Below are 25,951 nucleotides of genomic sequence, written 5' to 3'. Positions count from 1 at the left end.
GCCTCCTAACGCCGAGCCTTCTTCGCAGCCGCCTTCTTGGCCGGAGCCTTCTTGGCCGGAGCCTTCTTGGCAGCGGCCTTCTTCGCTGGGGCCTTCTTGGCGGCCACCTTCTTGGCCGGGGCATTCTTGGCAGCGTCCTTCTTCGCCGGAGCCTTCTTGGCGGCCACTTTCTTTGCCGGGGCCTTCTTCGTAGCGGCCTTCTTGGCCGGGGCCTTCTTGGCAGCGGCCTTCTTCGCCGGAGCCTTCCTGGCCGCAGCCTTCTTCGCTGGAGCCTTCTTGGCCGCAGCCTTGGCCGGAGCCTTCTTGGCAGCGGCCTTCTGGGCGGGAGCCTTCGTCGCGGCGCTCTTCGCCGACGCGGCCTTCTTCGCCGCGGGCTTCTCGAGCGCCGCACCGGCCGCCTCGCCCTGCTTGGCCTGCTCGAACTCACGCCGCGCGTCGTCCACGAGCCCCATGCTCATGTACGCGACGCCCAGATCCTCGTGGTCCTTGGCCGACAGCCCCTCCTTGGTGCTCTCCCGCAGCTTGGTGAGCGCGTCGGTGATCTGCGGGTTCACGATGTCCGCGCTGGACTCGAGCTCGCCCTTCAGCTCCTTGCTCAGATCCACGCCGCCCCCTTCCGCGGGGGCGCTAGGAGGGGCCACCTTCACCTGGCCCGTCTGGGGATTGGCGAGCGTGTCCTCTGCTTCGGGTGTCGTCTCGGTCTCAGTCATGGGAGCCTCCGGTGCCAACCGATCGATGTTTTCCTGCAGCTTCGCCTTCCGAGCCTTCAGCTCCTCGACGCGAGCCCGATCCTTCTCCACCACGTCCGGCGGGGCCTTCGCGACGAAGTTGGGGTTCTCCAGCTTGCGCAGCACGCTGGCCAGCTCCTGGTCCGCCCGCGCCACCTCCTTGCTCATCCGCTCGCGCTCGGCGTCCACGTCGATGAGCCCGGCCAGCGGCACGTAGATCTCCAGCTCCTGGCCCACGTAGGCGGCGGCCTGAGGCGGCTTGCGCCCGGGCGGCTCCACGCGGAGCTCGGACAGGCCCGCCAGCGGCAGCAGGTACCCGCGGCACCGGTTGATCGTGGCGCGCAGGGCCGGGTTGGCGCTCTGCACGTACGCCACCAGCTTCGCCGAGGGCGGCAGGTTGCTCTCGCCACGGATGGTGCGCAGGCCCTCGATGGCGGCCACCACGGGCGCCATCTCCGTCTCGGCCGCGAAGTCCGCCAGCCGCGAGTCCGGCTCCGGATACGGCGAGATCATGATCGAGTCGGCCGTACGAGAGATGGGCAGCTTCTGCCAGATCTCCTCGGTGATGAAGGGCATGAACGGATGCAGCAGCCGCAGGATGCGCTCCAGGCAGAACACGAGCACCGCGCGGGTGTTGTCCTTGGAGCGCTCGTCCTCGCCGTAGAGCGAGCTCTTGGCCAGCTCGATGTACCAGTCACAGAACTCGGACCAGAGGAACTGGTACAGCGTGGTGGCGGCCTCGGAGAGGGCATACGTCTCCAGCGCCAGGCGCGTGTCGACGATCGCGCGCTGCAGCCGGGCGAGGATCCACCGATCCGCCAGCGTCAGCTCGCGCTCCTTGATGGGGCGCGTGTCCAGGCGGAAGCCGCCCAGGTTCATCAGCACGAAGCGGCTGGCGTTCCACAGCTTGTTGCAGAACGCCTTGTAGCCAGCGACGCGGTCCATCGACAGCTTGATGTCGCGGCCCTGCTGGGTGAGCGAGGCCAGCGTGAAGCGCAGCGCGTCCGCGCCGAACGCCGGCATGCCCTGGGGGAACTTGTTGCGCAGGGTGGCCTGGAGCTTGTCCGCCGGGGCGCCCAGGATGATCTCGAGGGGATCGATGACGTTCCCCTTCGTCTTCGACATCTTCTCGCCCTTCTCGTCGCGCACCATCGCGTGCAGGTAGACGGTGCGGAAGGGCACATCGCCCATGAAGTGCAGGCCCATCATCATCATCCGGGCGACCCAGAAGAAGATGATGTCGTGGCCCGTCTCCATGACGGACGTCGGGTAGAAGGTCTTCAGTTCGGGCGTCTTCTCCGGCCAGCCCAGCGTGGAGAAGGGCCAGAGCGCGGAGCTGAACCAGGTGTCCAGCACGTCCGGATCCTGGGTGAAGTTCGTGCCGTTGCACTTGGGGCAGTGCGTGGGCTGCTGCCGGGAGACGATCGGATCGGCCCGGGAGAAGTCCACGCCGCCCACGCGCACCGTGGGCGCGTCGAGGGGCAGATCCGTGTCATCCCCCACCCTCGGGCTGCACGCGGTGCAGTAGTAGGCGGGGATCTGGTGGCCCCACCAGAGCTGGCGGCTGATGCACCAGTCGTGGATGTTGTTCATCCAGTGGAAGTAGGTCTCCGTCCAGGACTCGGGGACGAACTTCGTGCGGCCCTGCTCCACCGCCTCGATGGCGGGCTTGGCCAGCGGCTCGATCTTCACGAACCACTGCGGAGACAGGCGCGGCTCCACCACCGTGCCGCACCGCTGGCACTGGCCCACCGAGAGGTTGTGCGGCTCCTCTTTCTCCAGGAGCCCCTGCAGCGTCAGATCCTCGAGGACCTTCTTGCGCGCCTCGAAGCGATCCAGCCCCGCGTACGCGCCGGCCTCCTTGTTGGTGCGCGCGCTGTCATCGAAGATGGAGATCATCGGCAGGTTGTGCCGAAGCCCCGTCTGGTAGTCGTTGAAGTCGTGCGCGGGCGTCACCTTCACCACGCCGGTGCCGAACTCCATGTTGACCAGCTCGGCGTCCGCGATGATGGGGATCTCTCGGCCCACCAGCGGCAGCACCACGGTGCCCCCGGCCAGGCCCTGGTAGCGCTCGTCCTCCGGGTGGATGGCCACCGCCGTGTCGCCCAGCATGGTCTCCGGACGCGTGGTGGCCACGGTGAGCGTCCGGTCCGTGCCCTTCACCGGGTAGCGGATGTGCCAGAGCGAGCCCTTCTTCTCCTCGTGGTCGACCTCCAGGTCGCTCAGCGCCGTGTGGCACGAGGGGCACCAGTTGATGAGCTTCTGGGCCCGGTAGATGAGCCCTTCCTCGTGCAACCGGACGAAGACCTCGCGCACCGCGGCCGAGGACTTCTCGTCCATGGTGAAGCGCTCGCGCTCCCAGTCCAGCGAGGCCCCCAGGTACTTGAACTGCTCGGTGATGCGCTTGCCGTACTGATCCTTCCACTCCCAGACGCGCTTGAGGAACTCCTTGCGGCCCAGATCGTGCCGGCTCTTCTTCTCCGTCTTCTTCAGCTCCTTCTCCACCACCATCTGCGTGGCGATGCCAGCGTGGTCGACGCCCGGCATCCACAGCGCGTTGTAGCCGCTCATCCGCTTCCACCGGATGAGGGTGTCCTCGATGGCGGCCGTCAGCGCGTGGCCCAGGTGCAGGCTGCCCGTCACGTTGGGCGGCGGCAGCACGATGCTGAAGGGCGGTTTGTCGGAGGTGGCCTCGGCGTGGAAGTACTTGCGCTCCAGCCAGAACTTCGACCAGCGGCTCTCGACCTCGGTGGGCTCGTAGGCCTTGGACAGCTCGATTGTGTCAGTCATCGCGGGGGGCCGGCCCCGCGGGCCGGCAGGCAATCAGCTCGGGTAGGAAACTCAGTGCTGCGTCTCTCGGTCCTTGATCAGCCGATCCAGCTCCTCTCGGATGATGGTCTCGGCGAGCTGCGGTACTACCTCCCAGGCGATCTTCTCGATGACCTCACGCGAGGCCTTCGACAGCGCCTGTCGCAGTTGGGCCTCTCCGCCATCCGCCGCTACGGGCGCAGCGGCTCGGCCCGGGGCAGGGGCCCGCGCGGGCGCTCCGACGTCGATCGAGATCTCCTCGGCACCGCTCGGCTCGGGCAGGGAGTCCTCGATGGAGATTGCGGGCGCGGCCTGTCTCGGCTGGGGAGCAGCCTGAGGCGCCTGGGCTCCGAGACCGAACGGATCCCTCCCGCGAGGCACGGGCTGGGCTCCCGGAGGAGCGGACGGCAGCGCGGCGCCACCCGGTGGCCGAGGAATCGCTCCCGGCGCAGGCGGCGCTCCTGGCCCGGGCGGACGAGCCATGCCCGGCCCCGGCGGCATCCCAGGCCCGGCAGGACGAGCTCCCGGCGGAACTCCAGGACCCGGCGGCATCCCCGGACCCGGCGGACGCGGCACGCCTGGACCCGCGGGCATTCCAGGCCCCGGCGGACGCGCCATGCCCGGCCCCGGCGGCATCCCAGGCCCGGCAGGACGAGCCCCCGGCGGAGCTCCAGGACCCGGCGGCATCCCAGGACCCGGCGGACGCGGCACGGCGCCCGGACCCGCGGGCATTCCAGGCCCCGGCGGACGCGCCATGCCCGGCGGCATCCCCGGCCCCGGCGGCATCCCAGGCCCGGCAGGGCGAGCACCCGGCGGAGCTCCAGGACCCGGCGGCATCCCTGGACCCGGCGGACGCGGCACGGCGCCCGGACCGGGAGGACGCGGAGCCCCCGCGGCAGCCCCAGGAGGCTGCGGTGCAGGCGGGCGAGCAGCGGGCGCCGGAGCCGCCGCCTGCGGAGTGATCTGCGTGGCGGCCGAGGCGGGCATCGTGTTCGACTTCTGCCCCACCAGGGTCTTCACCTTGTCGAGCAGCACCTGGCTCTCGAAGGGCTTGGTGACGTGATCATCCGCCCGGGCGGCGCGGGCGCGGTTCTCGTCGAAGGCCTCGAAGGTCCCGGCCAGCAGCAGCACGGGGATGTGCTGGGTGTTGGGGTCGCCCTTGAGCGCCTCGCACACCTCGTACCCGCTCTTGCCGGGCATCATCACGTCAGCGAGCACCACATCCGGGCGCAGCTCGCGGCAACGGGAGATCGCATCCAACCCGTTGTCCACCGCGGTCACCTGGAAGTCCTCCGTCGCGAAGATCATCCCGATGACCTTGCGAATGGTGAGCGAGTCGTCGGCGACCAACAGATTCTTCGGCATCGGCGTCGGGCCTCGGGGGAATCAACCCCCAGAATTCGTTAGGAAAACAGAGGCGTCTGGAAACGTAGGACACCCTGGCGTCAATCGGGGCAGCTTAGGGTTTGCGCTCTGAAGCAATCAAGAAAACATGTGCTGCAGATCCAGGAAGAGTACGGGGCCGCTCAGTCCTGACGCCGTGAATTCGCCACGCTCGCTCGTCGGTTCGAAGCGCTGCAACACGCCGAGCACCCGAGTGGCACACAGCCCCACGTTCTGGCCTGCCATCTCCGCGAGCACGAAGAAGGCCTCCACCTGGGGCTCGGCCCCCAGCATGGCGGGCACCGAGAAGATAGGCCAGAGCACCTGGGCGTGGGGGAAGACGCCCGCCACCGCGCCCTTCTGCACCGGCAGCCGGCTGAAGGCTTCACCCCGAGTGACAACCTGGGACACCAGCCCCAGCGGCAGTCCGAAGAGCCGGCCTTGGGACTCGAAGACGAGCGCTCGCTCGGGTGGACTGTCGAGCAGGTGGACAGGCCTCGCCACGGCCGAGAGGCCGCGCAGTACGCCGCGCTGCGCCAGCGAATCGGCGATGAGCTCCAGGTAGAGCCGCTCCTTATGGAGGATGGCGCCCCGGCTCAGCGGGGCCAGCGTCTCCCCGAGCCCCGCGGGCAGCAGGAAGAACGGCGTACGCGCCACGTCCGCCACCTCCACCACGGAGCGCACTCGCACTGCGAGCGTGGGGCTTACATCCAGCACCACCACCATGCCCGTGCCAAGCTCGGGCGCGCCGCCGAGCAGGACGGACAAGTCCTTCACCTCGAGCATGCCTCGCAGGCTGGTGCCGTCACTGCCCGGAAGGGCCACCTCCATGACGGAGGTTGCCTCAATGGCGTAGCGCGTCTCGCCCGCCTCCACGAGCAGGCACAGCCGGCGTCCGCTTTCGAAAGGAGCCACGGCCGGAGGCTAGCAGCGTCCCAGCCAATGATGGTAAGCGAGAGATGATGGCGCGCATCCTCCTCGTGGATGACGAAAAGATGGCTCGGACCCTGTATGGGGACTACCTCCGTGCGTCCGGACACTCCGTCACCGCGGTGGGGAACTTCGACGAGGTCCGCCAGGCCCTCGAGTCCGCGCCGTATGACGCCGTGGTGACGGATCTGATCCTCCCGGGTGCCGATGGGATGGAGGTGCTCGGCTATACCAAGGAGCGCTACCCGGGCATCGAGGTGGTGGTGATCACCGGCCTGGACAAGGTGGATCCCGCCGTGCGCGCCATCAAGAGCGGCGCGGCCGAGTACCTGGTCAAGCCCGTGGCGCCCGAGGCGCTCCAGCACGCGGTGCGCCGCGCCCTCACCACGCGGGATCTGCTGCGGGAGAACGCCTCGCTGCGCCAGTACGTCTCCCTGCTGGAGATGGGGCAGCGCATCGCCACCACCCTGGATCGCGAGCGGCTGGCCATCGCCGTCTCCAGCGCGATCGAGGCGCAGACGATGGCCAACGGCGTGCTGCTGCTGCTGCGCGATGGAGGCCCGTTGCGGCTCCACGGCTTGAGCGGACTGGAGCCGGAGCAGGTGGCCGAGCTCGAGCCTGTGCTCGCCGCGGAGCTGCAGGGCGCCCGCACGCCTCGCGTCCTGGAGGCACTGCCGGGGGCCCCCGCGCACGTGCTCACCTTCCCGGCCACCGATGGAGACTTGACGCTCGGGCAGATCGTCCTCTTCTTCTCCAGCCCGCCGCCGGAGAACGTGAGCGAGGTGGCCGGATACCTCTCGCGCCACTACGCCATGGCGCTGCGCAACCTGGGGCGCTTCGCCGAGGTGGAAGATCTGGCCTACATGGACGATCTCACCCACCTCTACAACATGCGCTACCTGCACCTCGTGCTCGATCGCGAGGTGAAGAACGCTCAGCAGACCGAGGGCACCTTCAGCCTGCTGTTCATGGACCTGGATCACTTCAAGTCCGTGAACGACACCCACGGCCACCTGGTGGGCTCGCGGCTGCTGGTCGAGGTGGGGCGGGTGCTCAAGGGCTGCGTGCGCGAGCGCGACGTCGTCGTGCGCTACGGCGGAGACGAGTACGTGGTGCTCCTGCGCGGCACGGACTCGGGCGGCGCGCTCAAGGTGGCCGAGAGGATCCGCCGCACCATGGAGAACCACCACTTCGTGCCGCGCGAGGGCATCTCCATCACGCTGACCACGTGCGTGGGCGTGGCCAGCTTCCCCGAGCACGCCCGGGACAAGGGCGCACTGCTCGACATGGCCGATCGCGCCATGTACCGCGGCAAGCGCGGCACCCGGAACGTCATCTACATGGCGGCCCTGGATCTGGAGGCCACGCCCGCCGAGCGCAAGGTGGCGGGCTAGCCTCTCCCGGCCTCAGCGCCGCAGGTTGCCCACGGTGAGCTGCTTGGGGAGCACGGGCTCCACCGCCTGGCCCCCACCCTTCCCTGCGCCCTCGCCCACGGCCTCCACGGCCTCGTGCGGGGCGCCGGTGACGATGAGCTGGTACTTCCGCGAGGCCTCACTGTCATGGTGGGCCTGCGCCGGATCCAGCCGGGCGATGAGCTGCCAGAAGAGCGCGGCGTGCTCACGCTCCTCGTCCATCACGTGCCGGAGGACGGCCTTGGCCTCTTCGTTGTCCGTCGCCTCGATGTGCGCGGCATAGAGGTTGATGGCGTCCAGCTCCGCCTCGATGTTCAGGCGGATGGAGCGAGCCAGTTCGGAATCGGTGAGCTTGCGGGGGGGCACCACCGAGTGGAACGGGTTGGTCTGCGGCATGTCAGCCTCCGGCGGCCCGGCCCGGGTTCTGGGGCGGGGGGCGGAAGCATCCGCAGGGGCGGGGCTCCGGTCAACGGATTCCGCGAAGGTGCGTTGCGCAAGGACACAGGGTCCGCCATGCTGCACGGGCATGGAGACTCCCGCCCCGCTCGCTCATCTCCTGCAGGCTCTGGAGGTCGGTGACCTGGCAGCGGCGAAGGCCGCCGCCGCGGCGTTGCAGCGCACCAGCGCAGGCCCCACCCAGCTCGCCGCCGAGGTGCTCCACGAGCTGCGCCAGCCCCTGCTCGGAGTGAAGGCCTACGCCCAGCTGCTCTCCGAGGAGACCGGGCCCGTGGGCCCGCTCAAGCTGCTGCTGGCCCAGGTGGAGCGGATGGAGCAGATCATCTCCGACTTCGTCCGCCTCTCCAGCGACCGGGCCGCGCCCCAGCAGCCCCTGCCGCTGGCCACCGCCGTGTGGGCCGCGGCCAAGCTCTTCGCCCTGAACCCGGACTCCTCCCATATCGCCCTGGAGGTGGAGGCCCCGGAGCACATCACCGTGCAGGGCAACTCGCGGCTGCTGGAGCAGCTCACCCTCAACCTGCTCAACAACGCACGCGATGCCATGGCCGGCCGCGGGCGTATCAAGGTGCGGCTCACCACCGAGGGCACGGCGCCGGTGATGTACGTAGCGGACTGGGGCCCGGGCATCCCGCGGGAGATGCGGGAGAAGATCTTCGAGCCCTACGTCTCCAGCAGCAAGCGCGGCACGGGCCTGGGGCTGGCGGTGTGCCGGCGCATTGCCCACGAGCACCACGCGGAGCTCAGCCTCGCGCCCAACGACTCGATGCCGGACCAGCCGCCGCCCTCCACCGTCTTCCGCGTGGCGTTCCCCGCCACCGTCGTGGAGGCGCCCGCCCAGGGCAAGCGGGTGCTGATCGTCGATGACGAGAGCATCATCCGCATGGTCTTCCGGGACCTGATGGGCAAGGAGTGCGAGATCCTCGAGGCGGGCACGGCCGAGGAGGCCCTCGAGTTGCTGCGCAACGAGCCGGTGGATCTCATCATCACCGACAAGAACCTGCCGGGCATCTCGGGCCTGGCGCTGGCGCAGCAGGCGCGGGCGATGAACCCGCAAGCCCGCGTCCTGCTGATGACGGGCTACCCCTCGCTCGGCACCACGCAGGAGGCGCTGGAGTTGGGGGTGATGGACTACCTGCTCAAGCCCTTCGACGACATCCGCCAGGTGCGCGCCCTCATCCGCTCCGCGCTCGCGGCGCCGCCCGCGCAGCCCCGGCCCGCCGCCGGCAAGCGCGTGGACGTGCTGGACGACAACTCCACCTCCTCGCGCATCATCGCCGAGGCGCTCGGGCGGCTGGGGCTGGAGGCGCGCCTCATCAGCAACACCGAGGTGGTGGCCATGGAGCCGCCCATGGCGGTGCTCGTGAGCTGGGACTTCACGCCCGCCTATGGCCGCAAGGCGCTGGAGCTGGGCAAGGCGCTCGCCCAGGGCGCGCCCTTCATCGTCCTGGTGGAGCACCTCACCATGGAGACGACGCTGGACTCGCTCCGGGCCGGTGCCATTGCCTGCCTGCCGCGGCTCTTCTTCGACGCGGCCGCGCTCAGCCGGGAGCTGTCCCGCGCGCTGAAGCTCAGCACCACCTGAAAAGCAAAAACCCCGGGGCCTCTCGCGAGGCGACCCGGGGCTCGCCGTGGACGGCCTCACCCGAGACCGTCCACGAACCGCTGACGCGCGGCTCAGTAGTCCATGTCGTCGCCGCCGTAGTCCGGCATGCCGCCGCCAGCGCCAGCGCCAGCGCTCTTGCCCTTCTTCTTCGGGCGCTCGGCCACCATGGCCTCGGTGGTCAGCAGCAGCGAGGCGACCGAGGCCGCGTTCTGCAGCGCGGTGCGCTCCACCTTGGTCGGATCGATCACGCCGGCCTTCTCCAGGTCCTCGTAGACCTCGGTGCGAGCGTTGAAGCCGAACGCGCCGGTGCCCTCCTTGACCTTGTTGATGACCACGGCGCCCTCGAGGCCCGCGTTGCTGGCGATCTTCCACAGCGGCTGGGTGAGGGCCTTCTTGATGATCTCCACGCCGAAGTCCAGCTCACCGCCCAGCTTCAGCCCCTCCAGCGCCTTCAGGGTGCGCAGGTAGGCCACGCCGCCGCCGGGGACGATGCCCTCCTCGACGGCCGCGCGGGTGGCGTGCAGCGCGTCCTCCACACGAGCCTTCTTCTCCTTCATCTCGGTCTCGGTGGCCGCGCCCACGTTGATGACGGCCACGCCGCCCACGAGCTTGGCCAGGCGCTCCTGGAGCTTCTCGCGATCGTAGTCGCTGGTGACGGTGTCGATCTGCGAGCGGATGAGCTTGATGCGAGCCTCGATGTCCGCCTTCTTGCCCGCGCCGTCGACGATCGTGGTGTTGTCCTTGTCCACCGTGAGGCGCTTGGCGCGGCCGAGATCATTGAGCGTGAGGGTCTCGTACTTGTGGCCCAGCTCCTCGCTGACCACCATGCCGCCGGTGAGGGTGGCGATGTCCTTGAGCATCTCCTTGCGGCGATCACCGAAGCCCGGCGCCTTCACCGCGGCCACGTTCAGCACGCCGCGGATCTTGTTCACCACCAGGGTGGCCAGCGCCTCGCCCTCGATCTCGTCGGCGATGATGAGCAGCGGCTTGCCCGAGCGCGCCACCTGCTCGAGGATGGGGATCATGTCCTGCATCGACGAGACCTTCTTCTCGCTGATGAGGATGTAGGCATCATCCATCACCACTTCCATGCGCTCGCGGTTCGTCACGAAGTAGGGCGAGACGTAGCCGCGGTCGAACTGCATGCCCTCCACCACGTCGAGGGTGGTCTCCAGGCCCTTGGCCTCCTCGACGGTGATGACGCCCTCCTTGCCCACCTTCTCCATCGCGTCCGCGATGATGGTGCCAATGTTCTCGTCCCCATTGGCGGAGATGGTGCCCACCTGGGCAATGGCCTTCTTGTCCGCGGTGGGCTTGGAGAGCTTCTTCAGCTCCGCCACCACCGTCTCCACGGCCTTGTCGATGCCGCGCTTGAGATCCATGGGGCTGTGGCCGGCGGCCACCAGCTTGAGGCCCTCCTCATAGATGGCCCGGGCGAGCACCGTGGCGGTGGTGGTGCCGTCACCGGCCTTGTCGGAGGTCTTGCTGGCCACCTCCTTCACCATCTGCGCGCCCATGTTCTCGAACTTGTTCTCGAGATCGATCTCCTTGGCGACGGTGACGCCGTCCTTGGTGACCGTCGGAGAGCCAAAGCTCTTCTCGATGACCACGTTGCGGCCCTTGGGGCCCAGCGTGACGGCCACCGCGTCGGACAGGATCCGTACGCCGCGCAGAATGGCCTCACGGGCGGCCTGGTGGAAGAAAATCTCCTTCGCTGCCATCGTAACCTCCTGGAACTACTAGGGAATGGGAAATCTTGGCCGTTAGCACTCGGCCCTGGCGAGCGCCAAAATAAGGGTCGGGCCGGGGTTGTCAACACGGAAGGTGACGGGTGTGGACGGAAGGACGGCTGGAGGGTTGGCGGGACTACTCGGCGAAGCGCACGAGGTTGAGCAGCTGGCCCACATCCACCGGCTTCTGGAGGGTCATCGCCACGCCCTTGCGCAGCCCCTTGTCCGAGATGGAGTCATCCACGGAGGCGGTGACGAGCAGCACAGGGATGGACTGGAAGCGAGGGTCGGCCTTGAGCATCTCGGTGAAGCGGATGCCGTCCACGTGGGGCATGAGGTAGTCGGTGATGATGAGGCCGATGGGCTCGCGCTCGAGAACATCCAGGGCCTGCAGGGCATCCGCGGCCGAGTAGACCGTGTATCCATGCCTCTCCAGGAAGTAGGAGAGGCTGGCGCACAGGCTCAGGTCATCATCGACGACGAGGAGGTTCACGGGAGGCACCGAAGGTAACCACCACCCTCCGCGTTGACAACGCACAGTGGGGCTTGGATATGAGGCCCTCATGGGGAAGCGGACGGCGAAGCGCGCGGGGCTGGGGGACGTGGAGGAGCGGCTGGAGGGAGCGGCGCGGGCCTTCGAGGAGGAAGACTTCGAGGCGGTGCTGGCGCAGGCGGACGCGCTGCTGACGGAGGCGCCAAGGCATCCCTGGGTCCTGCACTACCGCGCCGCGGCGCTGGCGGAGTTGGAGAGGCTGGAAGAAGCAGCCCAGGCCTATCACCAGGCGTTGAAGGCGGGCCCGGAGGATCTGGAGCTCCTGCTGGGCGCGGCGGATTTCCTCATCTGTCGGGTAGGCGAAGACCGCGAAGCGTTGGAAGAGGGGCTCGCCTTGTGTGGCCGGGGCCGGAAGCTGGCGGAACACGCGGACGAGGTGGAGCTGGTGTTCGAGTTCCTCTTCCTGGAAGGCATGGGGCTGAATCAGGTGGGCGAGTGCGAGCAAGCGCTGGCCCACCTGGACGCCGCGCTGGAGCTGATGCCGCGCTCGGTGGACGCGTCGGTGGAGCGAGGAATCGCGCTGTTCGAGCTGTGCCGTTTCGCGGAGGCGCAGGGGGCGTTCGAGCGGGTGTTGAAGGACGCGCCGGACGAGGCCTGGGCGTACCACTACCTGGGGTTGATGGCGGAGCGGCGCGGGGAGGTGAAGGAGGCGAAGAGGCGGTTCGCGAAGGCGCAGGCGCTGATGCCGGAGGAGTTCCCGCCGCCGGTGGAGCTGTCCGAGGAGGAGTTCGATCGGGCGTTGGAGGCGGCGGTGAAGGCGCTGCCCGAGCGGGTGAAGGGCTACCTGGACAACGCGACGATCTCGGTGGAGGACATTCCGTCGGACGAGGATTTGACGGGCCAGTCCCCTCCCCTGTCGCCGTGCATCCTGGGGGTGTTCCGAGGCACGCCGGTGGGCGAGCGGAGCGTGACGAGCGCGTACGATCACTTCCCCGCGGCGATCGTGCTGTACCAGAAGAACCTGGAGCGCTTCGCGAAGACGCGGGAGGAGCTCATCGAGCAGATCGGGATCACCGTGATGCACGAGGTGGGGCACCTGGTAGGGCTCGACGAGGATGACCTGTGGGAGCGCGGGCTGGACTGAGCGTGTCGAGCGAGATTGACGCGATGCCGAAGGGGCGGCACTAATCGCGAGTGGTAGGGCCTCCGGATCTGGTGGCCGGCCCGGTCTTCAAAACCGGTGAGGGGCCGTGAGAGCGGTCCCTGGTGAGTTCGATTCTCATGCCCTACCGCCACTTATTCCCCTCTGAAATCGGGCGGTTGCGGCTGGTACCGGGCGAGGGTCGCAGCGTTCGGACGGATGCGCAGGCGTTCAGTCGGTTACGTACAGATTGCGTACAACAGAGGAGCATACAGATGTCCTTCTACGATGACGTCCGCCCCATCCTCGACGCAGAAGGCTTCTCGGGCCCTCAGCCCGGTCCCCGGTCTCTTCGGGCGTAGTTTGCCCATCCTCCACCGTCCTGCCAGTACGCCCCCGTGGAAGGTTGCCGCTCATGTCTCGGAGGACGGCCCTGGCGGAGGTGACTACGTGGACTTCATGTTGAGCACCGACGGCCCTGGGGGGAGTAAAGTCGGTACCCACCATCGCATCCGCTCGCTTGCGGGGCTACATACTCACTGCCCGATGGCGTACACCGACAGACTGGCCGCGTGGATGACGCCCAGCGTCGCCAGCGACAGCGACAGCACTCGCTTGGCGTGGAGATCCTGCCCGAACAACCCCTCCAGGAAGGTATGGACCTGCTCCTCGTTGATGGCCGATGACCTCACCGGCCAAGTAGTGGCCGCTGCACCCTACTTATTGCATCAGACAGCCCAGTCAACGCTTGCTTGCCTGCTTGCAAAATGAGGGGATGCCTCAGGGCGCGCCGCCAAGACGAATTATTGCGATCCACTTGCGGCGCGGAGTTGTAGAGCAACCCGAATAGCCTTTCTCAGCGGCGGTAAGCACCTGCTCCATATGGGCGCCATACCCTCCATGCGCGCACCGCATGGAGGACACAGTGCAGTGGCGTCAGCCTCTCCACACACGAGGTGATCACGCAGGCTTGAAGGTTCCGTCCTTCCACTTTCTGAGAACCATTTCTGCGCTAAACCCCACAAGGCTCTTGGGAATACTTGCAAGCTCATCTAGCGCGCGCTCGGCTTCATGGGGCGCGAACTCTAGCAGAAAAGTGGCAGCCCAGTATCGGGTTCCCGGCTCAGGGTCGCCAAGCAAGCCGCGCAGACGCTGCCATCCTTCCTCACCTCGTGAACGCAATTCTTTTCGGAGCGACACGAGGGTGTCGAACTCTCTATTGGCGGCTCCAGGCTTACCCTCTGAAATGGCGCGGCCGTGCTTTGCTGAAGAGATTCTGTACCTCTCAATGAGCTTATCCATCTCCAGTGCCTTCAGCGCAGCTTCTTTCATGGGATGACCCCAAACCGCCTCAAGATCATCAGTCCGAAGGCCCGCTGCTCCTCGTAGCTCTTCCCTCTCAGCCATTCGCGGACAACCATGCCGTCCGTGAGTTCCTGCTTGGACGAGTAGAATGCACTGATTTCCCTGTGTACGTTGGAATCAATCGCAATCACATTTTCAGTGTTGTGCAGGGCCTCGGGGCCGAAGCGCTCGACGTTACCCGGTGTCTGCTCGACGATATGGTGCCAGTTCTTGCCCTCGCCCGCAGAGCCCATCGCGTTCTTGAAGTCCCTCATGGATTTGAAGGCCCTGAAGTCAGCCTTGGTCGCACCATCAGCCCCCCCCGCTGTCATGGCGACTGCATGGGGGGCCAGCGCAATGGTGACGCCCTCGGCACTGATGGCGACCGACTCCACCTGAGTCAGCGCTGGGGCCGTGAAGCGGATGTTCAACTGCGTCTCGGCCACCACCGCCGCCTGCCCGGCCCCAGGCAGCTTCGGCAGGGTCGCCGCCATCCCCGCCGCCGTGTTCCCCATCGCCACGGTGGCCAGCATGACGAACGCTCGGGCCGCCTTCTCCCCCATCGTGTCCCCGAACTTCTCTCCGGACGCGGAGATGGCCTCGAAGGTGGTGGCTTGATCCACTTCCTTCATCAGCACCAGCCACCCATCAATGAGGCGCCACACCGTGTCCCAGCCCAGGTACGCCATGGCCCCCGCCGTCAGCAGCGCGGCCACGCCCTTGCTCACCGGCTCGGGCAGCGCGAGCAAGATCGCGTACATGGTCAGGCCACCGACGACCGTGGCCATCACCGCCTGGGGGCTCACCTGCCGGGCGAGTTCTTCCTTCATGGCCCCCAGCACCTTGCTCTGGGCAATCGCCATGGCCAGGGCGTACTTGGCATCCCCATCCAGAAAGGGCTTGTCCACCAGCAGGCGCAGGCAATCCCCGCCTCCCCACCTTTGCTCGCACCACAGCAGGTAGCGGCGCTTGAGTTCCTCGTCCTCGGGCAGCAGGCGCAGGTTCTGGTGGCTGCCCGGCTCCGAGGCCATGAGCCGCTGGCTCTTGCCCTCGTACCGATACCAGCCGCTTCGCTCGGGCACTCCGAACAGCCGCCCGGCGTACTCCAGGGGACGCTCCACGGCTGGCACGGAGGGGGCGTGTTGCGCTACGGCCTCCTTGAACTCCTTTTCGCTCACTGCCACCGGCTCCACGTCGCGGCGCGGGACGTGGATGCTGGGCTCGCCCCGGCCTGTGTCCAGGCGGACGACCTTCGTTGGGGTGCACCCCGCGAGGAACGAGAACAGCAGCAGAACCGCCCAGCGTGGCATATGAAGCCTCCTGGCCATGGCTCCCGCGCGTCGGGAGCACCACCCGAGATTACAGGGGCGCCATGACAAGCCCGTCAATCACGGGAGTTCACGGACACCTGAAGCGGTGGGAACAGCAGTTCAGGGCTTCTCCGCGACGAGCGTTGCATTCAGGTCGACGCTCGGATCGAATTCTGGATAGTGCTGCCCGGCGAGGGGCTCGACGAGGCGGGGCACGAAGCGCTCGACGAACCACAGGCGCGGCTGTCCATCCATCTGCTGTTTGAAGTTCCACACCTTCAGGAGCACCCTCCTTAGCGGGGTGCCCTCCAACGCGCTCTCCAGCTTGCGATAGCTGTCGACGTCTCGTGTCTCAGGGGGATTCCCCAAGCCGTAGAGATCCACCTGGCACAGTCTGGCCGAGACCACCAGGCGACCGCCGGGTCGGAGCACGCGCGTCATCTCGGCCACGGCCCTCCCCGTCAGCCCGGCACGCAGGACGCCCCCGGGCCACTCCATGAACGCGGCATCCACCGAGGCGTCCGGAAGCGGCGTGCGCTGGGCAAGGCCTCTTCGGAGCTGGACGCCGCTGTACGCGCCCTCGGCGGCGAACCGGCGGCCACGATCCATGTAGAACTCCTCTTTCTCAAAACCGAGGATCGTCCCTCCAGGCGCGACATGACGGGCCAGCCGCCTCCCCATGCGGCCGAGCCCCGCGCAGAGCTCCGCCACCACCTTGCCGGGACCGAGCCGCAGCAGCTCGGGGTGGCTCGCGAGGAAGTCATCCTCGGGGCGAAGCCAGGCATCCTCCGCGGCCGGATGCTGGGCCCAGGTCATGCGGCCTTCCAGTGCCAGGAGGTACTTGATGCGACGCTTGAGATGGGGCGCCATGTGGGCGCGCAGGAAGCTGGAGCCGGCGCCGCTGGCGGGCGCACGCGCGAAGCCCACGATGATGGGATCCGCGGGCAGATCCACCAAGCGGACATTACAGACACGCTCCTCGAGTCGTTCAGCGCTCCCGGCCAGAAGCTCCGGAGGTATCTGTCCGTCCGGCGCCAGCGAGACGAAGCTGATGCGCTCACGCTCCATCCACTCCGCGCACGCGTCCACCGCGGCGGGCGTGAGCGCGGCGGCGTCCACGCGCAGGCGGACACCGACCTCCAGGCGGGCTGCCACCGCGGCCAACACTCCCTCGGGCGTCGTCGCGGGATGCGGCCAGGGCAACCCGAGGAGCTCGATCGCCGCACCGAGACGGAGGAGCTGGGACAGAAGGCCGACGGGGACCTCGAGGTTCGAGGTCAAAACCGTGACTCCATGAAGCCGCAGCCGGCCGCTGCCGCGCAGCTCGGCAAGATGCGACAGCGCCTCGGCATGGTCGGCCAGACGGGCGCACGTGAGCTCGAGGGCGGGGGGCGGCTCGCTGCGGGCAGCCACTCCCAGTGCGTTCTCAAGCGCACCGGGCGTGTCGAGATCGACCGGGAGGGTGTCCCGCAAGCCTGCCTGGGAGCGCACTCGCTCGCGGGAGCCCCGCAGGTCTTCGCCGGCGCGATGCGCAAAGCCTCGCTCGAGCAGCCCCCCGACGATGGCTTCGACCAGATCCCGATCCCCATACTCATCGACCAGCGCGCTCATGGTCCGCGGCTGAGCCAGCTCGCGCAGCAGGTCCAGCAACCCCTCTCCCGGAGGGACGATGAGGCCGGTACACAGAGCGTTGTGGCACAGCGCCCAGCCCGACGGTCCAGTCTCGAACAGCTCGACGGCGGGGTCGAGGACGACGGAGTCGCTCATCGTGGCTCCATACCATACCGAGACCGGGGCATACCCATGGAGTGAGGTGACGCGGAGCGCCGTGAAACGCCCGGCGCGAACCTCTATCCTCTCGCGCCTCCGCGCTTCGGAGAGAGGGCACGCATGGACTCGGCGAGCATCCCGGTGGTGGATCCCACTGTGCAGGTAGTACCTGATGCGCGGGGGAGGCTTTGTCTCGTACGCGGGTGGCGCCTGCTGCGCTCGCTGGGGGGCGTAGCTCCCGCCGACCTCGACCGGCTGCTGTCGTTGGTGGATGGGCGCCGGACGGCTGGGGAGATCTGCGAGGCGCTCTCGTCCGACTACGACGTGGAGAGCATCCAGCACCTGCTCGATGCGCTGGAGGGAACGCTCTTGCAGCGCAGCGCCTCAGCTCGCGCGCAAGCCCGCCCGGAGCGGCCGGTGCTGGTGCTGGGCACCGGGCCGATGGCGGAGCCGGTGCTCCGCGGCCTGCGTGAGCTCGGGCTCGCCGTGGAAGGGGTGCCGGACAGGGCCTGGGAAGAGACGCTCGCCAGCCGATTCTCCCAGGCCGCGGCGGTGGTCTTCTGCCTGGACGGCGTGCCGGGCCGGGTGCTGCTCCAGGTCAACGCGGCCGCCCTGAAGAGCCGTACGCCCCTGCTCCCCATGGTGCGCTGGGGGGAGGAGCTCTCGGTCGGGCCCACCGTCATCCCCTGGAAGACCGCCTGCTTCGAGTGCGCCTGCTGGACGGCCTTCGCGCAGGGGGATCAGGGCTACAACCTGAGGGACGTGTTGCCCTCCCTCCAACTGGGCCACCCGTCGAGGCCCTTGCCCGCGCACGTGCGCGAGCTCGGAGGGAGGGAGGCGGTGCTCGAGCTCGAGCGGCTGGTGACGGGCTCGGCGTATCCCTCGCTCATCGGGCGGGTGCTCCGCGTGGACGGCGCCGGGGGCAAGGCGTTCCTGCAGGCGGAGCCCAGCACCGAGTGCGGGCTATGCCACGGGCTGACGCTGGCGCCGCCAGCGACGCGGTTGGAGCAGATGCCGCCTCCCCCTCGTGTGGACTGGTCCTCAGCGCGTCCCATCCGCGACCGCACCGGCGGGCTCCGGTCGGTCAGCTCCTCCGAGGCGCGCGAGCGTGCGCTGGCGGCCCTGGAGAAGCTGAACGTCACACTCCACATGAGTGGCGGCCGGCTCACCGCCCCGTACCACCAGCCGCTGGAAGAGGTTCCCTTCTTCCATGCTCGCGCGGAGCAGCGGCTCGAGCCGGGCGCTCCGCTGGTCCTGCCCTCCGAGCTCCCCGAGAACAACTTCGGCAAGGGAATGAGCGCGGACCAGGCCTGGTGCTCCGGAGCGTTCGAGTGGCTCGAGCGCCACTTGTCCCGCTACCACGGCGGCGTGCGTGTCCTCCGAGCGCCCTACGCCGAGGTCCGGGAGCAGGCCATCGACATGCCTTTCTACGTCCAGGGACTGCTCGAGCCGTATGACGTTCCCGGGCGGCGCCCCTTCAACGAGCGCGAGCCGATGGACTGGGTCTGGGGCTACTGCCTCCGGCGTGAGCGTCCGATCCTCCTGCCCGCCCCGGCGCTCTTCGTCTGGTCGGATGTCTCCTTCCGAGGCCACCGCATGGCCATGCCCATGCCCGGCTCGTCGGGCGTGTCGGCCGGGTGCACCCTCGAGGACGCGCTGTTGCAGGGGCTCCTCGAGGTCATCGAGCATGATGCGTGGTTTTCGTCCATGCGCACCGGGCTGGCGATGCCCAGCATTGATCCGGCGACCCTGCCGGATCCGCAGTCCGTTGCGCTCATCGAACGCTTCCAGGCCGCTGGCTTCGAGGTCCTCATCCGTGAGCTGACGAATGACCTCGAAATCCCGAGCCTGCAGGTCCTCCTGCGCTCCCGGCGGGACTACACGGCCTATCTGAGCCCAGGCCAGGGCAGCCACCTGGATCCGGTGATCGCCCTGCGGCGCGCGCTGACCGAGGCGTATCAGTTCCTGGCCTCGATCCTGGTCATGACGCAGTCCGCGCACCAGGCCAACTCCGAGGTGAGCATCTTCGAGAGGAACCCCGAGCTGCACCAGCAGTTCCGGCGCGTCAGCGGAACCAAGAGCTTCGCCGAGCTGCAGGCCAAGGCGCCCCAGGTGCGGGACATCCCCAGCGCAATCCGCCTGTGCGTCGAGCGGATCTCCCGCTGCATTCCCCGGGCGGACGTGTGCCTGTATGACTTCTCCCGTCCGGAGATTCCGGAGGTCAAGGTGGTACGCGCCTTCGTGAGCGGGGTGATGAACCAGATCCAGTCGCCGCCCACCTGTATCCCGGAGCGCGTCCTGGACTACCGGCGCGTGATGGGAGATCCCTCGGGCGCGCGGTTCAACGTGGACGAGCTCTACCTGGGACCCATGCTCTCGTGAACGGCTCCGGACCAGAGCCTTCCAGGGAAGGGCCGGTGTCACCCAAGCCTTCGAGCGTGCCCGAGCCTGCGTCCACGAAGGAAGAGCGCGAGAGCCTGTGGCGGCAAGCCAGGCGGATGGGGCCACTCGAGCGCCGAGCGATCCAGGGCGCGCTGGCGCTGGTGCTCGCACTGGCCGCGCTCGCCGTCATCCCCTACCGGCTGGAGGTGACCGCCGAGTGTGTGATCCTCCCCGCGCAGCGCCGCCACGTGCGGGCGGCGATGGAGGGCGTGCTCTCCGAGATTGCCGTGGATGAGGGGGCGGTGGTCCGCGAGGGCCAGCTCCTGGCCCGCCTCGATGACCGGCAGCTCTCCGCCGAGAAGCGTGAGGCCGAGGCCCAGGTCGAGCGCATCCGCGCCAACCTGCTGCGCCTGCGGAACGGTGTGCGGCCGGAGGAGATCGCCCGGCAGCGGGCGGTGATCGCCGCGCGGGAGAGCAGCGCCGCCTTCGCCCGGAGCGAGCTGCTGCGGCAGCAGGGACTGCTGCGCAACGGCTTCGTGTCCCAGCAGTCGGTGGACGAGGCCGAGCGAAACGTGCGGGTGGCCGAGAGCGAGCTCGCCGAGGCCCAGGCCCTGCTCGCGCAGCTGCTGGCCGGCACACGGCCGGAGGAGATTGCCGCCGAGGAGGCCGAGCTCCGGCGCGCGCAGGCGGAGCTCGCCTTCGTCGAGCAGCGCCTGGCGGACATGGTGATCCTCCGGGCTCCCATCGACGGGGTGGTGGTGACGCCGAAGTTCAAGGAGCGCCTGCACGAGCGCGTGGCCGCGGGCGACCAGGTCTGTGAGATCGCGAGCACCGGAGCCATGCGGGCGGAGATCTTCGTTCCCGAGCGGGAGCTGGACGCCCTGCGGCCAGGGCTGCCCGTGACTGTCAAGGTGACCAGCCACCCGACAGAGGCCTTCGAGGGGAAGGTGCTGTTCATGGGCGCCACGGTGGAGCAGCACAACGGGCTGGAGTGCGTGCGGGTGGTCACCGAGCTGGAGGATCCCCGCCAGCTCCTCAAGCAGAACATGACCGGCTACGGAGAAATCCACGCGGACCGCCAGTCCATCCTGAGCCTGATGAGCCGTCGCCTCGTGCGATGGATTCGCGTCCGCTTCCTCCTATGAGTCCGTCTGCCCGCCCGATCAGGAGCAGGACCGACCTCGAGTACAACGAGGTGACGCTGGGCGGCGAGGAGGTGGTGCTTGTCCGAGACCCGGTGCGCGGCGGGTACTTCCGCTACAACCCGCTCCAGGCGGCCATGCTGCGCGCCCTCGACGGCAAGAAGAGCCTGGAGGCCCTGTGCGAAGAGCTCGGCGAGTCGTTCGAGGTGCACATCCCGCTGCGGTCCCTGGAGCGGTTCATCGAGCACGCCCGCAAGGAGCTGCTGCTGGATATCACCGCGTACGAAATCCCGAGGGGATCGGTCCACGCGAGGATCGCCCGAGCGCTGCGGCGGCATGGATATGGGGTTGGCGGTGACACGTCCCGGCCTCCTTTGGAGCTGATGGCGCACTCGGATCTCACCCTCCTGCGCGAGGGGCTGGCCTGCCTCGAAGCGGGGGACTTCTCCTCCGCGGTGGAATGGTTGAGCTCGTTCCGCGAGGTCCATCCCGACGACGCGCGCTGTCAGGAGCTGCTGCGCGTCATCGAGCAGGCGTATATCCGGGCCACAGCCGTCCGCAACACGGACTACCCCACCATTCCCTTGATCGACCCGGATCGCCTGCTCGGGTTCCTGGCGCGGACCATCGGCCCCTTCCTGTTCAGCTGGGCGGGGGTGCTGTCGATGGCGGCCTTCGCCGCGTGGGCCGTGCACACCTACGTGGACCTCTCCTTCGAGGATGTCTCGATCGGTCCCTGGGACATCGTGCTCGCCATCATCCTGAGCCTCGGCGCCGACTTCATCCACGAGATGAGCCACGGGTTGGCCTGCAAATACTACGGCGGGCCGGTGCATGAGATTGGCATCTTCCTCCAATTCCACATCCAGCCCCTCCCCTACTGCGATACCAGCAGCAGCTATCTCTTCGAGAAGAAGCGCCACAAGCTCCTGGTCCAGATGGCCGGGACCGTGGGCTCCGTGATGGTGTCGTCGACGCTGGTGGCGCTGCTGGCCGTGGTGCCCAAGAGCGTGGCCATCTACCCCGCGCTCCTGCTGGCCTTCGGCATCAACACCGGCCTCGCGGTGGCCGTGAACGTGATTCCCTTCGTCAAGTACGACGGCTACTACGCGCTGGCCGACGCGTTGGAGATCCCCAACCTCCGGGAGCGGTCCTTCGAGTACGTCGGGGTGCACCTGCGGCACCGGCTGCTGGGCATGCCGGCACCGACCCTCGCGGTGCAACCTCGGGAGCGGAGGGCGTTCCTCCTCTACGCTCCGCTCAGCGCAGCGTTCACCGTCAGCTGGGTCGTATTCATCTACACGTACCTTGTCTTCACTCCGCTCATCGAGCGGCTCCGGGGCCTCGGGCTGGTCCTGGGCGTCATGGCCGTCGGAGTCCTCACGTGGAGGACGATCGGCCACCGGATCTGGCGCGCGGCGGTGTTCGTGGCGAGGAACTGGCGCGCGCTGTCTCGCTCACGGCTCATGGCCATGGGGGCGGGCGCCGTGGTCCTGACGGGCTGCACGCTCGTGGTGCCATGGCCGGTCATGGTGGATGTGCCATTCGTCCTCGCGCCCCGGCAGCGGATCTACCTCCGGGCCGAGACGGATGGGCTGATCGCGGAGATGGCCGTCCGGGAGGGCGACCGGGTCGAGAAGGGACAACTCATCGCCCGCCTCCGGGATGAGCGACTCGACCGGGATCTGGAGGTCAACGCCGCGGAGCTCGAGAAGGCCCGAGCGGAGCTTGCACTGCTGGAGGCAGGCGCCCGGCCGGTCGAGAAGGCCGTCCTGGCGCGGCGGTTGGAGCGCGCGACGGCGGTGGCGGCTTGGGGGCAGGCGGAGGCCATGCGCTCGGTGGTGCAGGCGGAGCGTGGAGTGCTCTCGGCGGCGGGCGCCGAGGGGAGCACGAGCGCGGCGACCCGGACGGGCAAGGAGGCCAAGGCGGCACGTCAGGAGCTGGCGTTGCTCGAGGCCGGAGCCCGCCCGGAGGCCATCGCGCAGGCCCGGGCGGCGCTGGAGGCGCTCATGGCGCGCAGGGACGAGTTGGAGAGCCTCCGCGGGCGGCTCACGTTGACCAGCCCGATCGCGGGGATCGTCGTGACGCCGCGTCCCGAGGAGCGCCTGGGGGCCGCCGTGAAGAAGGGCGACCTCGTGGTTGAAATCCACGACCTGGACCAGGTGATCGCCGAGCTCCAGCTTGGGGCCACCTCGCCGCTGCGAGAGGTTCGTCCGGGAGACCGCGTGGAGCTTCGGGCTGACGGCGTTCCGGACCGGGAGCTCCACACTCAGCTCAAGCGGCTCCCCCTCGCCGCGGCCTCCTCGCCCGCTGGCGGCCTGACAGCCTTCACGGAGCCCTTCGCCTTCGCGGAGGGCCGGCAGGGAATGCGCGGCCATGCCCGCATCCATGGCGAGCGCCGGATGCTGGGCTATAACCTCGCCTACCTGCCCCTGAGGCGGCTCGTCGGCGTGGACCTCTGGTCGCTGTGGTGACCCACCGTCTCAGGCCATCTCGACCCGGATGAGGTCCCCAAGCCTGCGGAGCCCCTGCTCCACTACCGCCGTCTCCGGGTGGCGGAGGATGATGTAGCCCTCCCCCTCGTAGCCCTCGGCCGCCGGTTGATTGATCTTCGGGAGCTGGGCCTCGACGATCAGCTCACCGAGCTCGTCCTCCGCCTGCTGCAGTCCGGTGACGGCCCGGACGCGTCCCGAGCCCTGGCCGCGAAGGCAGATGACGCCAGCCGCATACTGGCGCGCGGGAAACTCGAAGGCCCCGAAGAGAAGCAGGCGCACCCACGCGAGGAGGAAGTCCGCGTCGTGGGCATGGGAGATGAGCGTGGAGATCTTCCCGCCCGGCGGACGCGCCGCCACCTCGGAGAGGGCCACCGAGCCATCCGGGCGCAGGAACCACTCGAGGTGGCAGATGCCGGTCTCCATCCCCAGCACCTGGAGGGCTCTCGGCGCGAGCCGGCAGATGGCGTCGTGCTCGGGCGCCGGCATCTCCCGGGGGAGCAGCACCCGGTAGGGCTCCTGGGGCCGCTCGAGGAAGTTGAGCATGTGCAGGAAGTACCGGCTCGAGGACTGCCAGAGCACCTTCCCGCCCAGTGAGACCGCCTCGAGGGAGCTCTCCTGCCCACTGAGCTGCTCCTCGATGAGCGCCGCGCCTCCCGCGCTGGTCATCGCCTGCCGGACGGCCTCTCGCAGCGCCTCTGGTTCCTGCGCGCGGAAGGTGGAGCGCGCCGCCATACCGGCCGGTGGCTTGACGACCACGGGGTAGCCCACCTCTTGCGCGAAACGGAGGGCCTCCGCCTCGTCCTTCACCAGCCGGTGCCTGGCGCAGGGCAGGCCGGCCGCGCGCCAGCGGTCCTTCATCCGCGCCTTGTCTCGGAAGTTGCGGGCGGCCTCCACACCCATGCCCTCGATGCCGAGCGTCTCCCGGACTTCGGCGATCGGCACCTGGAGGTATTCCCAGTTGCCGAAGATGCGCTCGATCCGTCCATGCTCCGCGGACAGCGCTCGCGCGGCCGTCAGGAGCTGAGCCGTGTCCAGGACATCGCTGACCTCGGCATGGCAGACCAGCTTGTCCCGGGCCGATTCCGGCAGGTACTTGATGGACTCTCCGGTGATCAACCCGAGCCGGATGCCCGGCAGCTTTGCCGTCACCTCGATGAGGTGGACCGTGACCTCCACGTTCCAGCGAGTGACGAAGAGGACGAAGCCCATCCCCTGCTCCAACGGCTCAAGGGGAAATCTTCCGCTCCAGCCGGGTCATCGTCTCCGAGAGATCCTCGATCTCGAGGGACAGCTTCTTCTTGGCGGGCTTCTGAGGAGCGGTGTCTGCCTCGCCAGTCTTCACGGCCTTGTCATTCTCACTCTTCGGCTGCTCTTCGGTTTTCATGATGGATCTCCCAGACAGCAAGACTTTTTATTCTTGGGGGGCTTCCCCGGGAAGTCAACGCGCGGACTCTACGCGTGGAGGGCCCCTTCTGACAGCCAGCGTCGCAGCAACCGGTAGACCTGTGCCGGCTCGAGCCCGAGCTCGTCCTCCACGGCCCGGGCAATCTCCGCGGCCGTCCGCTCCCCCGTGAATCGCTCGAACACGAGGCGGGCGCCCTCACTCATGCGCTGAATCCGGAAGGTCTCCTCGGGAGAGGGCACCAGCATGAGCAGCGTGAGGGATCCCTCCTTGACGGATCCGGTGCTCGGGTCGACCGAGTGAATCCAATCGGAGAAGTCCACCGGAAGCTCGATGACTTTCACCGCGGGGCCTCGGCGGGGACGAGCGGCGGCGAGCGCCTCGTCGTCCAGCTCCCGGCGCTCCCGTGGCCACTTCTCGGCAGGCACCTGGCCCGCCTCGCGCAGCAGCTCCACGGCGGCAAGCTCCATCGAGAGGACGTGCTCGACGATGTCGGGCAGCACCCGGCGCTTGGCGATCCGCTCCCGCACGTAGCGCCCGAAGCGCACGCACTCGGCGAGACAGCTGCGGCCCAGCTCCTGCCAACGGTGCAGCGCCACATACTCGTAGATGATGTCACGGAGCCAATCCTCCTGGCCCTGGGTCAGCAGGTAGATCGTCCGCGGCAGGTACACCTTCAGCGTGGACATCACGTGGTCCGCCGCCCGGAAGCGGAGGTTTTCGATATTCCAGCGCAGGCCCGCCTCTTTGCGGAACTCGTCCAGGATGGTGAGCTCCTCTTCGCTCAGGCCACGGCTGGCCTTGAGCTCTCGGTGGCGGTCGGCCAGCAGCAGCTCGTAGAGCTCCTCGTCGCTGATCAGCTTCTGCCAGACGTCATAGACCCGCCTGGAATCGAACGTGGCCGGCATGTCAGATGGCTCCTCGGATGGAGGTCCACAGCGACCGGGCCCGCTGCAGATCGTCGCGGATCATCCGGCGCCAGGACGCGTCCACCGCACGCGAGCGCGCGGTGTGCGCGGGGCCCTGCACTTCCAAGATCACGACCTCGAGGTTGCGTGCGTGCCGGAGGACCTGGGCGAGCAGCTCCCAGACAGGCTCCGGGACAGAGTTGTTGTGCAGGTCGTGATACCAGCCGTCGATCCACTGGCCGCCCGCGAGGTGGACCGCCCTCACCCGATCCAGCGGAAGGGTCTGAAGGTACTTCTGGCAGTCATAGCCTTTGAAGTTGACGCTGTTGGCGTAGATGTTGTGGAGATCGAGCTGCAGGTACGTTCCGGCGCGCGTCACCACCTCGGCGATGAACTCGGCTTCCTCCATATGTGAGCCTGGGAAGCGGGCGTAATAGAACGCGTTCTCATGCAGCAGCGGCAGCTTGAGCCGGTCCTGCAGTGCCGCGGCTCGGCCCGCCACCCGCTCGACCTC

At 68.2% G+C, this 25,951-nt stretch carries 20 protein-coding genes and 1 tRNA gene; 7 read left to right on the top strand and 14 right to left on the bottom strand.

Going from position 1 to position 25,951, the window contains the following annotated elements:
- Positions 1 to 5: 5 nt before the first annotated feature.
- The 3 genes from ACJ8AT_RS05970 to ACJ8AT_RS05960 all read right to left on the bottom strand — a co-directional run bounded on the left by ACJ8AT_RS05970 (position 6) and on the right by ACJ8AT_RS05960 (position 5,834).
- On the bottom strand, positions 6 to 3,518 hold the full coding sequence (locus ACJ8AT_RS05970; protein ID WP_407736639.1) for a valine--tRNA ligase: 3,513 nt from the start codon (positions 3,516 to 3,518) through the stop codon (positions 6 to 8).
- Between the two features lie 51 nt (positions 3,519 to 3,569).
- Positions 3,570 to 4,901: a PleD family two-component system response regulator gene (locus ACJ8AT_RS05965; protein ID WP_407736638.1), complete on the bottom strand. Its 1,332-nt coding sequence runs from the start codon at positions 4,899 to 4,901 to the stop codon at positions 3,570 to 3,572.
- A 117-nt stretch (positions 4,902 to 5,018) separates the two neighbouring features.
- Positions 5,019 to 5,834 (bottom strand): chemotaxis protein CheW, encoded by an 816-nt coding sequence (locus ACJ8AT_RS05960; RefSeq protein ID WP_407736637.1) that lies wholly within the window; start codon positions 5,832 to 5,834, stop codon positions 5,019 to 5,021.
- Between the two features lie 47 nt (positions 5,835 to 5,881).
- Between ACJ8AT_RS05960 and ACJ8AT_RS05955 the strand changes: the two genes are divergently transcribed.
- Entirely contained in the window at positions 5,882 to 7,243 is a 1,362-nt protein-coding gene (locus ACJ8AT_RS05955) for a diguanylate cyclase (protein ID WP_407736636.1), read from the top strand.
- Between the two features lie 12 nt (positions 7,244 to 7,255).
- On the opposite strand, the gene ACJ8AT_RS05950 is transcribed toward ACJ8AT_RS05955, so the two are convergent.
- Positions 7,256 to 7,657, bottom strand: a complete 402-nt coding sequence (locus ACJ8AT_RS05950) for a demethoxyubiquinone hydroxylase family protein (RefSeq protein WP_407736635.1) — start codon at positions 7,655 to 7,657, stop codon at positions 7,256 to 7,258.
- Between the two features lie 130 nt (positions 7,658 to 7,787).
- Here ACJ8AT_RS05950 and sinK point away from each other — a divergent pair, with 130 nt between their 5' ends.
- A complete protein-coding gene (gene sinK, locus ACJ8AT_RS05945) occupies positions 7,788 to 9,299 on the top strand; it encodes a hybrid histidine protein kinase/response regulator SinK (protein WP_407736634.1) in 1,512 nt (503 codons plus the stop codon).
- 92 nt (positions 9,300 to 9,391) lie between these two features.
- Here sinK and groL read toward each other — a convergent pair whose 3' ends face one another.
- Both groL and ACJ8AT_RS05935 read right to left on the bottom strand, forming a co-directional pair.
- Positions 9,392 to 11,041, bottom strand: coding sequence for a chaperonin GroEL (gene groL / locus ACJ8AT_RS05940; protein ID WP_407736633.1), 1,650 nt, complete (start codon positions 11,039 to 11,041; stop codon positions 9,392 to 9,394).
- Between the two features lie 145 nt (positions 11,042 to 11,186).
- Positions 11,187 to 11,543, bottom strand: coding sequence for a response regulator (locus ACJ8AT_RS05935; RefSeq protein ID WP_407736632.1), 357 nt, complete (start codon positions 11,541 to 11,543; stop codon positions 11,187 to 11,189).
- A 70-nt stretch (positions 11,544 to 11,613) separates the two neighbouring features.
- Between ACJ8AT_RS05935 and ACJ8AT_RS05930 the strand changes: the two genes are divergently transcribed.
- Both ACJ8AT_RS05930 and ACJ8AT_RS05925 read left to right on the top strand, forming a co-directional pair.
- Positions 11,614 to 12,687, top strand: coding sequence for a metallopeptidase family protein (locus ACJ8AT_RS05930; protein ID WP_407736631.1), 1,074 nt, complete (start codon positions 11,614 to 11,616; stop codon positions 12,685 to 12,687).
- A 52-nt stretch (positions 12,688 to 12,739) separates the two neighbouring features.
- A tRNA-Sec gene (locus ACJ8AT_RS05925) sits at positions 12,740 to 12,838 on the top strand.
- 382 nt (positions 12,839 to 13,220) lie between these two features.
- On the opposite strand, the gene ACJ8AT_RS05920 is transcribed toward ACJ8AT_RS05925, so the two are convergent.
- From ACJ8AT_RS05920 to ACJ8AT_RS05905, 4 genes are all read right to left on the bottom strand, one after another.
- The gene (locus ACJ8AT_RS05920) at positions 13,221 to 13,376 is read right to left on the bottom strand and encodes a hypothetical protein (RefSeq protein WP_407736630.1); all 156 of its coding nucleotides are present in this window, start codon (positions 13,374 to 13,376) and stop codon (positions 13,221 to 13,223) included.
- Positions 13,377 to 13,644: 268 nt separating this feature from the next.
- Positions 13,645 to 14,016, bottom strand: a complete 372-nt coding sequence (locus ACJ8AT_RS05915) for a DUF2019 domain-containing protein (RefSeq protein WP_407736629.1) — start codon at positions 14,014 to 14,016, stop codon at positions 13,645 to 13,647.
- On the bottom strand, positions 14,013 to 15,338 hold the full coding sequence (locus tag ACJ8AT_RS05910; protein WP_407736628.1) for a hypothetical protein: 1,326 nt from the start codon (positions 15,336 to 15,338) through the stop codon (positions 14,013 to 14,015). The genes ACJ8AT_RS05915 and ACJ8AT_RS05910 overlap by 4 nt, the downstream gene beginning before the upstream one ends.
- A gap of 120 nt (positions 15,339 to 15,458) precedes the next feature.
- Positions 15,459 to 16,988: a class I SAM-dependent methyltransferase gene (locus ACJ8AT_RS05905; RefSeq protein ID WP_407736627.1), complete on the bottom strand. Its 1,530-nt coding sequence runs from the start codon at positions 16,986 to 16,988 to the stop codon at positions 15,459 to 15,461.
- A 240-nt stretch (positions 16,989 to 17,228) separates the two neighbouring features.
- Between ACJ8AT_RS05905 and ACJ8AT_RS05900 the strand changes: the two genes are divergently transcribed.
- The 3 genes from ACJ8AT_RS05900 to ACJ8AT_RS05890 are packed head-to-tail and all read left to right on the top strand — an operon-like array spanning position 17,229 to position 23,106.
- Positions 17,229 to 19,490 carry a YcaO-like family protein gene (locus ACJ8AT_RS05900; RefSeq protein WP_407736626.1) on the top strand — a complete coding sequence of 754 codons (2,262 nt, stop codon included), beginning with the start codon at positions 17,229 to 17,231 and terminating at the stop codon, positions 19,488 to 19,490.
- Positions 19,491 to 19,546: 56 nt separating this feature from the next.
- The gene (locus ACJ8AT_RS05895) at positions 19,547 to 20,635 is read left to right on the top strand and encodes an HlyD family secretion protein (RefSeq protein WP_407736625.1); all 1,089 of its coding nucleotides are present in this window, start codon (positions 19,547 to 19,549) and stop codon (positions 20,633 to 20,635) included.
- Positions 20,632 to 23,106, top strand: a complete 2,475-nt coding sequence (locus ACJ8AT_RS05890; protein WP_407736624.1) for a biotin/lipoyl-binding protein — start codon at positions 20,632 to 20,634, stop codon at positions 23,104 to 23,106. The genes ACJ8AT_RS05895 and ACJ8AT_RS05890 overlap by 4 nt, the downstream gene beginning before the upstream one ends.
- Positions 23,107 to 23,115: 9 nt before the next feature.
- Here ACJ8AT_RS05890 and ACJ8AT_RS05885 read toward each other — a convergent pair whose 3' ends face one another.
- The 4 genes from ACJ8AT_RS05885 to ACJ8AT_RS05870 form a co-directional block, all read right to left on the bottom strand.
- The gene (locus tag ACJ8AT_RS05885) at positions 23,116 to 24,336 is read right to left on the bottom strand and encodes an acetyl-CoA carboxylase biotin carboxylase subunit family protein (protein WP_407736623.1); all 1,221 of its coding nucleotides are present in this window, start codon (positions 24,334 to 24,336) and stop codon (positions 23,116 to 23,118) included.
- 16 nt (positions 24,337 to 24,352) lie between these two features.
- Positions 24,353 to 24,511 carry a hypothetical protein gene (locus ACJ8AT_RS05880; RefSeq protein WP_407736622.1) on the bottom strand — a complete coding sequence of 53 codons (159 nt, stop codon included), beginning with the start codon at positions 24,509 to 24,511 and terminating at the stop codon, positions 24,353 to 24,355.
- A gap of 68 nt (positions 24,512 to 24,579) precedes the next feature.
- Entirely contained in the window at positions 24,580 to 25,437 is an 858-nt protein-coding gene (locus ACJ8AT_RS05875) for a hypothetical protein (protein ID WP_407736621.1), read from the bottom strand.
- A 1-nt stretch (position 25,438) separates the two neighbouring features.
- On the bottom strand, positions 25,439 to 25,951 hold a 513-nt coding region (locus tag ACJ8AT_RS05870), incomplete at its 5' end, for a DUF692 family multinuclear iron-containing protein (RefSeq protein ID WP_407736620.1).

It is taken from the genome of Hyalangium sp., from assembly GCF_045802625.1.
GTDB lineage: Bacteria > Myxococcota > Myxococcia > Myxococcales > Myxococcaceae > Hyalangium.
This window is presented reverse-complemented; position numbering and strand designations above follow the sequence as displayed.

What these genes read in the sequence shown, in the direction of transcription:
- ACJ8AT_RS05965 (WP_407736638.1), bottom strand. Translation starts at nt 4,901, where the DNA reads ATGCCGAAGAATCTGTTGGTCGCCGACGACTCGCTCACCATTCGCAAG.
- ACJ8AT_RS05890 (WP_407736624.1), top strand. Translation starts at nt 20,632, where the DNA reads ATGAGTCCGTCTGCCCGCCCGATCAGGAGCAGGACCGACCTCGAGTAC.
- ACJ8AT_RS05955 (WP_407736636.1), top strand. Translation starts at nt 5,882, where the DNA reads ATGGCGCGCATCCTCCTCGTGGATGACGAAAAGATGGCTCGGACCCTG.
- ACJ8AT_RS05950 (WP_407736635.1), bottom strand. Translation starts at nt 7,657, where the DNA reads ATGCCGCAGACCAACCCGTTCCACTCGGTGGTGCCCCCCCGCAAGCTC.
- ACJ8AT_RS05880 (WP_407736622.1), bottom strand. Translation starts at nt 24,511, where the DNA reads ATGAAAACCGAAGAGCAGCCGAAGAGTGAGAATGACAAGGCCGTGAAG.
- ACJ8AT_RS05970 (WP_407736639.1), bottom strand. Translation starts at nt 3,518, where the DNA reads ATGACTGACACAATCGAGCTGTCCAAGGCCTACGAGCCCACCGAGGTC.
- ACJ8AT_RS05900 (WP_407736626.1), top strand. Translation starts at nt 17,229, where the DNA reads ATGGACTCGGCGAGCATCCCGGTGGTGGATCCCACTGTGCAGGTAGTA.
- ACJ8AT_RS05885 (WP_407736623.1), bottom strand. Translation starts at nt 24,336, where the DNA reads ATGGGCTTCGTCCTCTTCGTCACTCGCTGGAACGTGGAGGTCACGGTC.
- groL (WP_407736633.1), bottom strand. Translation starts at nt 11,041, where the DNA reads ATGGCAGCGAAGGAGATTTTCTTCCACCAGGCCGCCCGTGAGGCCATT.
- ACJ8AT_RS05875 (WP_407736621.1), bottom strand. Translation starts at nt 25,437, where the DNA reads ATGCCGGCCACGTTCGATTCCAGGCGGGTCTATGACGTCTGGCAGAAG.
- ACJ8AT_RS05915 (WP_407736629.1), bottom strand. Translation starts at nt 14,016, where the DNA reads ATGAAAGAAGCTGCGCTGAAGGCACTGGAGATGGATAAGCTCATTGAG.
- ACJ8AT_RS05930 (WP_407736631.1), top strand. Translation starts at nt 11,614, where the DNA reads ATGGGGAAGCGGACGGCGAAGCGCGCGGGGCTGGGGGACGTGGAGGAG.
- sinK (WP_407736634.1), top strand. Translation starts at nt 7,788, where the DNA reads ATGGAGACTCCCGCCCCGCTCGCTCATCTCCTGCAGGCTCTGGAGGTC.
- ACJ8AT_RS05910 (WP_407736628.1), bottom strand. Translation starts at nt 15,338, where the DNA reads ATGCCACGCTGGGCGGTTCTGCTGCTGTTCTCGTTCCTCGCGGGGTGC.